We start from the raw sequence: 8,363 nt of genomic DNA on the forward strand, positions 1-8,363 counted from the left end.
GTCCAGAACGGGTGGGTGGGCGGGAAACAGCCCGTCCGGCGCTTGAGGACAAGCCCGAAGGGCGAAGAGGGGTACCCCGGCTTCCGTCCGGGAGAGGAAGCCGGGGCGGTCACAGGCAGCGGCTCAACCGCCGGAGGCACCCCGCATACGCGAGGTCCGATGCACGGGATCGGTGTCGATCTTCGGGATCACGTGCTCACCGATCAGCTTGATCGTGTTCTTCGTGTCCTCGGGCGAGATCCCGATGGGCAGCCCGAAGCTGAGCTGATCCGCACCGGCCTGCTCCCACCGCTTGCACTGCGTGAGCACCTCGTCCGGGTCGCCGCAGATCATCAGCTCCTCGGCGATGAGCAGCTCGATGATCTCCTCGGTGTACTCGGGCAGCAGCTCGGGCCACTCCGGGATGCCCTCGGGCCGCGGGAAGGTGTCGTGGTAACGGAACAGCAGGGACTGCAGATAGTTCAGACCGCCGCTCACCGCTATCTCGACCGCCTTCTTGTGCGTCTCCGCACAGATCGCGGTCGAGGTCACCATGACGTTGTCGTTGACGAAGTCACCGACGGGCTCGGCTTCCTTCACGGCGGTCTTGTACGAGTCCAGGACCCACTCCATGTCGGAGACCTTCTGCACGCTGAAGCCCAGGACCCCGAGCCCCTTCTTGCCGGCCATCGCGTACGAGGGCGGGGACCCGGCGGCGTACCACATCGCCGGGTGCGACTTCCCGTACGGCTTGGGCAGGACCTTGCGGGGCGGCAGCGACCAGTGTTTGCCCTGGAAGCCGACGTACTCGTCCTGGAGCCACATCTTGGGGAACTCGGCGATGGTCTCTTCCCAGAGTTCCTTGGTGTGGTTCATGTCGGTGATGCCCGGCATGAAGCCCAGAATCTCGTGCGATCCCGCGCCGCGCCCCGACCCGAACTCGAAGCGTCCTTCGGAGAGATGGTCGAGCATGGCGACCTTCTCGGCGACCTTGACCGGGTGGTTCACCGGGGCGAGCGGGTTGAAGATCCCGGAGCCGAGGTGGATGCGGTCGGTGGCGTGAGCGAGGTAGCCGAGGAAGACGTCGTTGGCGGAGAGGTGCGAGTACTCCTCCAGGAAGTGGTGCTCGGAGGCCCAGGCGTACTTGAAGCCGGACTTGTCCGCCTGGATGACGTACTCGGTCTCCTCGATGAGCGCCTTGTGCTCGGCTTCGGGGTCGACCTTGGCCCGCTTGGCGGGCACGTATCCCTGTACAAAGAGACCGAATTCCAAGGAGGTTCACCATCCTCGTGAGTTTCTGACGAACCGTCAGATCTTGATGACGTCGACTGTTCCACCGGGCGGGTGGAGCGTCAATACCTGATGCACCGTCAGACGATGCTCACGCCCGCGAGCCAGCCCCCGTCGATGACGAACGGCTGGCCCGTGATGTACGCGGAGTCGCCCCCGGTCAGGAACAGCGCGAGGGCGGCCACCTCCTCGGGCTTCCCGATCCGGCCGAGCGGCACGAGCTTCTTGTAGAGCTCGGCGACGGCCTCCCCCGCCTCCACGGGATCGGCGCTCGGGTCGAGCTGCGCGGGGTTGGTCATCGGGGTGTCCACGGCCCCCGGGCAGACGGCGTTGACACGGATGTTCTTCGCCGCCAGTTCAAGGGCCGCGACGCGGGTGAGGCCGAGGATGGCGTGCTTGGTCGCGGCATACGCGCCGACGAAGGCCATGCCCGTCATCGCCGTGTACGAGGCGGTGTTCACGATGGTCCCGCCGCCGGCCGCCGCGATCTCGGGCGCGACGGTGCGGATGCCGAGGAAGCAGCCGATCTGGTTGACCTGGATAATCTGCTGGAACTCTTCGAGCGGAGTGCTGACGAGCTCGTTGAAGCGCAGGATCCCGGCGTTGTTGACCAGGCCGTCGACCTTCCCGAAGGCATCCTTGGCGGCGTCGACCGCCGCGCCCCAGTCCGCCTCCCGGCTCACGTCGAGGTGGACGAACCTGGCCACGTCCCCGCCGTGCTCCCTGGCGAGCTCCTTGGCCAGGGTCTCGCCCTGTTCGTCGAGCACGTCGCCGATGACGACCCGCGCCCCCTCGGCGGCGAAGAGCCGCGCCTCCTGCTCGCCCTGCCCACGCGCCCCACCGGTGACGATGACGACGCGCCCGTCCAGCTTGCCCATACGAATCTCCTTGAGTGGTGGCGCGGAGAGAGGTCGGTCAGTTCAGGTGCGGGGCGACTTCGGCGGCGAACGCCGCCATCTGGTCGGTGAGCTCGGTGCGGCCACGGCTGCGGAACCGCACCTGGATCTGCTGGATCCCCATCGCCCCGTACGCGCGCAGCGACTCCGCGAGGGCGTCCGGCTTCCCGCTGAGGGTGCGCCGCCCCACGGACCAGCCGGGCTCCCCCACGTACAGGGGCTCGGCGATCGCCCCCACGACGATCGGCTCCGCCACCCCCGCCTCCTCGCGCAGCCGCTTGAGCTTGGCGATCTGCGCGGGCAGCTTGTCGCGCGGGTCGCCCTGCGGCAGCCAGCCGTCACCGCGCACGGCGGCCCTGCGGACGGCGGCGGGCGACGATCCGCCCACCCAGAGGGGCACCCGCTCCTGCTCGGGCCGCGGCTGCTGGCCGAGTCCGCCGAAGTCGAAGTGCTCGCCGTGGTGCTCGGGGTACTCCTCGGGCCCCAGCGCGGCCTTGAGAGCGTCGATGCTCTCGTCGAGCACGGGCCCGCGCCGCTCGAAGTCGGCCCCGACGGCGTCGAACTCCTCCTGTACGTGCCCGGCCCCGACCCCGAGGATCAGCCGTCCGCCGCTGAGCCGGTCCAGGGTCGCGTATTGCTTGGCGGTGACGAGCGGATGCCGCAGCCCGACCACGGCGACGTGGCTCATCAGGCGTACGTTCGCGGTGATCCCCGCGAGGAAGGAGAGCGTGGCCACCGGGTCGTACCAGATGGTGCTCATGGTGTCGGCGAGCCGCCGCGGAATGGCCACGTGGTCGCAGCTCGCGATGTACGCGAAGCCGCTCCGGTCGGCGGTGCGGGCGATCTCCGCGAGATCCTCGGTGGTGGCGTCCGCCTCCCACGCCTCCGCGTACATGACGCTCTGCGACTGGATCGGGAGCTGCATCCCGTAGACCAGTCGCCCTTGCGGGAATATGTGCGCCAGCGCGTTGGCAGCCATGGGAACCCGACCCCTCACCTTGATCTGACGGTACGTCATATACGGCGACGGGACTCATCGTCGTATCTGACGGTCCGTCAGGCAAGGGGTAGGAGGGCAGGAGCACGGAAGAGGGGACGGAAGAGGGGACGGAAGCCAGGCGCGGAAGGGAAACGCGGAGGAGCCCGGACGCCCCGCCAGGCATCCGGGCTCCCGGTGGCGTCAGGCCCCGGGCCACAACCCGTCGTCGGTCAGGCCGAGCAGGTCGATCGCATTACCCCGCACGATCCGCTCGACGACGTCCGGCGCCAGGTGCCCCATCTGGTCCTCGCCGACCTCTCTGGACTTGGGCCAGGTCGAGTCCGAGTGCGGATAGTCGGTCTCGTACAGGACGTTGCCGACGCCGATCGCGTCGAGGTTCTTCAGGCCGAAGGCGTCGTCGAAGAAGCAGCCGTACACATGCTCGGTGAAGAGCTCGGACGGCGGCCGGTGCACCTTGTCGGCGACCCCGCCCCAGCCGCGGTTCTCCTCCCAGACCACGTCGGCGCGCTCCAGGATGTACGGGATCCAGCCGATCTGTCCCTCCGCGTACATGATCTTCAGGTTCGGGAAGCGCTCGAACTTGCCGCTCATCAGCCAGTCGACCATCGAGAAACAGCAGTTGGCGAAGGTGATGGTGGACCCGACGGCGGGCGGCGCGTCGGCGGAGGTCGACGGCATCTTGCTGCTCGACCCGATGTGCATGGCGACGACGGTGCCGGTCTCGTCGCAGGCACGCAGGAAGGGGTCCCACTCGTCCGTGTGGATGGAGGGCAGGCCCAGGTGGGGCGGTATCTCGGAGAAGGCGACGGCGCGCACGCCGCGGGCGGCGTTGCGCCGGACCTCGGCGGCGGCCAGTTCGGCGTCCCAGAGCGGGATGAGGGTCAGCGGGATGAGACGGCCCTGCGCCTCGGGCCCGCACCACTCCTCCACCATCCAGTCGTTGTACGCCTGCACCCCGAGCAGGCCGAGTTCGCGGTCCTTGGCCTCGGTGAACGTCTGCCCGCAGAAGCGGGGAAAGGTGGGGAAACACAGGGCGGACTGGACGTGATTGACGTCCATGTCGGCGAGGCGGTCGGGCACGCTGAAGGAACCCGGGCGCATCTGTTCGTACGTGATGACTTCGAGCTTGATCTCGTCCCTGTCGTAGCCGACGGCGGTGTCGAGGCGCGTGAGGGGTCGGTGAAGATCTTCGTAGATCCACCAGTCCCCGATGGGCCCGTCGTCTCCCTTCGCGCCCATCACGGGGGCGAATTTTCCGCCCATGAAGCTCATCGACTTCAGGGGCGCCCGGACGATGCGCGGCCCGCTGTCCTGGTACTTCGACGGCAGCCTGTCCCGCCAGACGTTGGCCGGCTCAACGGTGTGGTCGTCCACCGAGATGATCCTCGGGAACGTCGGCAGGGTCTCAGTGGTCTCCATGTCCTCCACGGTAGCGCTCATCTGACGGTCCGTCAGCTCCCTGTCGGCCATCCGTCGTCCGTCCGCCGGTCACGCGCGCGCCGCCCGCCCGGCTCGCCGCCGACCGTCCGCCTGCCGTCCGTGCGCAGATCAATACCGGCCGAGGAGTGCGTGGACCCTGTGAGAGCCGTCTCCCACTGCTGACGCATCCGCCATGAACAAGGCAAACTGGCGGGGAGCAAGAGACTGGTAAAGAACAGAGCGAGGCAAAGAGCGAGAATCGCGGGCAGGGCAGACCCGCGGCGCACGACCAGGCACGGTGACGGCCGGGCACGGCAGCAGGGGGAGCGATGGACGTTGTACCGCGAGTACCGGACCAGCGGCGTCCGGCCCCAGGGAACGCCCCCGAGGAACTGAGACCGCACTTCAGCGTGCTCGGCCCCGTACGCGCATGGCACGGCGCCGAGCAGCTCTCCATGGGCTCTCCGCAGCAGCGCGCGCTCCTGGCGGCCCTGCTGCTGCGGGCCGGGCGCACGGCGACGGCACACGAACTGATCGACGCCCTCTGGGGCGACGAACCGCCCTCGCAGGCGCTCGCCGCGGTCCGTACGTACGCCTCGCGCCTGCGCAAGGTGCTGCCCGCCGGAGTCCTGGTCAGCGAGTCCGGCGGCTATGCCATCGCGGCGGCCGACGGCGCCCTGGACCTGTCGCTCGCGGAGGACCTGTGGGCGGAGGCGGAGAAGGCGCGCGGCGTGGGCGACCTCTGCCAGGCGCGCTCCCTGGTCAACAAGGCACTCGGCCTCTGGGACGGCGAACCGCTCGCCAACGTCCCCGGTCCGTACGCCGAAACGGAACGCATACGCCTTGAGGAGTGGCGCCTCCAGCTCCTGGAGTCCCGCCTGGACATGGACCTGGAGGTCGGCTGCCACGCGGAGGCGGTCTCGGAACTGACGGCCCTCACGGCGGCACACCCCCTGCGGGAACGCCTGCGCGAACTCCTGATGCTGGCCCTGTACCGCAGCGGACGCCAGGCGGAGGCCCTCGCGGTCTACGCGGACACGCGCCGCCTGCTCGCGGACGAACTGGGGGTGGACCCGCGCACCGGCCTCAAGGAACTCCAGCAGCGGATCCTCCAGGCGGACCCGGCCCTGGCGGAGCCCTCGGCGGCGACCCCGGAACCGGCCGCTGCGGTGGTCCGCCCGGCCCAGCTCCCGGCGACGGTCCCGGACTTCACGGGCCGCGCGTCCTTCGTGTCCGAGCTGAGCGAGATCCTGTCGGCGGCGGAGGGCCGCGTGATGGCGGTCTCGGCGCTCGCGGGCATCGGCGGCGTGGGCAAGACGACCCTCGCGGTCCACGTGGCGCATGTGGCACGCACCTACTTCCCCGACGGCCAGCTGTACGTGGACCTGCAAGGCGCCGGCGCGAGGGCGGCGGAGCCGGAAACGGTCCTCGGCGCCTTCCTCCGCGCCCTGGGCACACCGGACTCGGCGATCCCGGACTCCCTGGAGGAGCGGGCGGCGCTGTACCGGTCGGTGCTGGACGGGCGCCGGGTCCTGGTGGTCCTGGACAACGCGCGCGACGCGGCCCAGGTCCGGCCCCTGCTCCCCGGCATGGAGGGCTGCGCGGCGCTGGTGACCAGCCGTATCCGCATGGTGGACCTGGCGGGCGCACACTTGGTGGACCTGGACGTGATGTCCCCGGAGGAAGCCCTCCTCCTCTTCACCCGGATCGTCGGCGAGGAAAGAGTCCAGTCGGAACGCAAGGCGGCCCTCGACGTCGTCGCGGCGTGCGGCTTCCTCCCCCTGGCGATCCGCATCGCGGCCTCGCGCCTGGCGGCCCGCCGTACGTGGACGGTCTCGACCCTCGCCGCGAAGCTGGCGGACGAGCGGCGGCGCCTGGACGAACTCCAGGCGGGCGACCTCGCGGTCAAGGCCACCTTCGAACTGGGCTACGGCCAGCTGGAGCCGGCGCAGGCGAGGGCGTTCAGGTTGCTCGGCCTGGCAGACGGCCCCGACCTCTCCCTCGCGGCGGCAGCGGCGGTCCTCGACTTGCCGGTCGACGAGACGGAAGACCTCCTGGAAATGCTGGTCGACACGTCCCTGGTCGAATCAGCGGCACCGGGCCGCTACCGCTACCACGACCTCGTCCGGCTCTACGCGCGTGCGTGCGCGGAGCGGGAGCTGTCGGAGGGGGAGCGGGGGGCGGCGACTTCGCGGTTGCTGGACTTTTATCTGGCGTCGGCGGCGCGGGTGTATGCGATCGAGCGGCCGGGCGACAGGACGGCGGACCATCTGGAGGTCGTCGAGCGGGTCGGCCTGGACTTCACCGACGCCACCAAGGCCTTCGACTGGCTGCACGCGGAAGCCTCCTGCATCCTGGCGTGCGTCCAGCAATCGCTGAGCAACGAGACCCTGCGGCGGGCGGTGGACCTGCTGCTCGCGGCGAAGGACCTCGCGGAGTCCGGGGCCATCTCGTACCGGTATGAGATGGCGACACGCGCCGCGTGCGAGGTGGCCGCCGTGGTGGGCGACGCACATGCCGAGGGGCGGGCGCGGGTGAGTCTTGCCCAAGTCCTGAACAAAGTCGGCAGCTTCGATGCCGCCGCCGTCGAACTGGAGCGTGCCGCCGCGCTCGCCTCTGACTCCGGGGACCCGTGGACCACTGGTAATGCGCTGAACGAGCAGGGAATCGTCAACAACTGCATCAACCAGCCCGCGGTGAGCGAGATCCATCTGCGCAAGGCCATCGTCGCCTTCCGCGCGGACGGCAACCGCCACAGCGAGGCGAGCGCCCTGTGCAACTTGTCCCGGGCCCTCCTCGCCATGGGGCGCACCTCCAAGTCGATCGACCTCGCCCAACAGGGGATCGCGATATACAGCGACCTCGGGGTCACGTTCCGTCTCGCCAACGCGAAGTACACCCTCGGGCTCGCCCTGAGCGGGGCGGATCGGCGTTCGGAGGCCCTCGGCCAGCTCAACGACGCCCTGCAGATCTTCGCCGAGAACCGCCAGCGTCTGTGGGAAGGGACGACCCACTACCGCATCGCCCAGGTGTATCTCGCGGACTGCCACGCGGCACAGGCGGCCCAGCACTCCGAGCAGGCGCTCGCCATCGGTTGTGTCGGCGGCGAGTGGATGCGGGCCAACGTCCTGACCCTGCTGGGACGGTCTCTCATCGATCTCGCGCAGGTCGATCGTGCACAGGCCTGCTGGCGTGAAGCGCTGGCCATCCACGAAGAGGCGGGCGCGCCGGAAGCCGCTCAGGTGAGAGAGCTCCTCGCTCCGGTCACTACGTCCTGACCACGCACGACGCGGCGTTCATCGAACGTTTATGGGCGGCTGCCACTCTCATGGAGTCGATCCGTCGCGTCGGGGGGCAGACGGGTCGCACGGGCCCTACGGATATGGTGAGCGGCCCAATACGCCCGTTCGGCGATCCTCGGGGGAGTTGCCGAACGGGCGTATCCGATCCCGAAGCCCCGCCAGAGCCAAGGAGTTGTCTCATATGAGCGAGATCGCCAAGAACACCGGCATCACCACCATGGGCGAGGGCCACACGCCCGCCCCGCCCGCGAAGGACGGCACGGCCACCACGCAGGGCGAGGGCCACACGCCCGCCCCGCCGGCCAAGGACGGCACGGCCACCACGCAGGGCGAGGGCCACACGCCCGCCCCGCCCAAGGACTGACCTCAGCCGCACATCCGACGGGGGAACCGGTCGGCCGCAGTGGCGCGGAGGGGGGGCCCCCCCCGCCCGCCCCGGCGGGCCCGCCCCCCCCGGGGAGCACCGGGGGGAGGCCC

The 8,363-nt window shown here is 69.8% G+C and carries 6 protein-coding genes; 2 read left to right on the forward strand and 4 right to left on the reverse strand.

The features are described from left to right. Positions 1–123: 123 nt before the first annotated feature. The 4 genes from ACQKIP_RS32745 to ACQKIP_RS32760 form a co-directional block, all read right to left on the reverse strand. Complete coding sequence (locus tag ACQKIP_RS32745; RefSeq protein ID WP_365860437.1) at positions 124–1,251, reverse strand: LLM class flavin-dependent oxidoreductase; 1,128 nt, start codon at positions 1,249–1,251, stop codon at positions 124–126. 98 nt (positions 1,252–1,349) lie between these two features. Beyond that, entirely contained in the window at positions 1,350–2,147 is a 798-nt protein-coding gene (locus tag ACQKIP_RS32750) for an SDR family NAD(P)-dependent oxidoreductase (RefSeq protein ID WP_365860436.1), read from the reverse strand. A 37-nt stretch (positions 2,148–2,184) separates the two neighbouring features. Then, on the reverse strand, positions 2,185–3,144 hold the full coding sequence (locus ACQKIP_RS32755; protein ID WP_365860435.1) for an LLM class F420-dependent oxidoreductase: 960 nt from the start codon (positions 3,142–3,144) through the stop codon (positions 2,185–2,187). A 201-nt stretch (positions 3,145–3,345) separates the two neighbouring features. After that, the gene (locus ACQKIP_RS32760; RefSeq protein WP_365860490.1) at positions 3,346–4,566 is read right to left on the reverse strand and encodes an amidohydrolase family protein; all 1,221 of its coding nucleotides are present in this window, start codon (positions 4,564–4,566) and stop codon (positions 3,346–3,348) included. A gap of 347 nt (positions 4,567–4,913) precedes the next feature. Here ACQKIP_RS32760 and ACQKIP_RS32765 point away from each other — a divergent pair, with 347 nt between their 5' ends. Continuing rightward, the gene (locus ACQKIP_RS32765; RefSeq protein WP_427744961.1) at positions 4,914–7,862 is read left to right on the forward strand and encodes an AfsR/SARP family transcriptional regulator; all 2,949 of its coding nucleotides are present in this window, start codon (positions 4,914–4,916) and stop codon (positions 7,860–7,862) included. A gap of 205 nt (positions 7,863–8,067) precedes the next feature. Beyond that, the gene (locus tag ACQKIP_RS32770; protein ID WP_365860433.1) at positions 8,068–8,250 is read left to right on the forward strand and encodes a sigma-like protein; all 183 of its coding nucleotides are present in this window, start codon (positions 8,068–8,070) and stop codon (positions 8,248–8,250) included. Positions 8,251–8,363 lie beyond the last annotated feature (113 nt).

It is taken from the genome of Streptomyces sp. NPDC059900 (genome assembly GCF_050270335.1).
Taxonomy (GTDB): domain Bacteria; phylum Actinomycetota; class Actinomycetes; order Streptomycetales; family Streptomycetaceae; genus Streptomyces.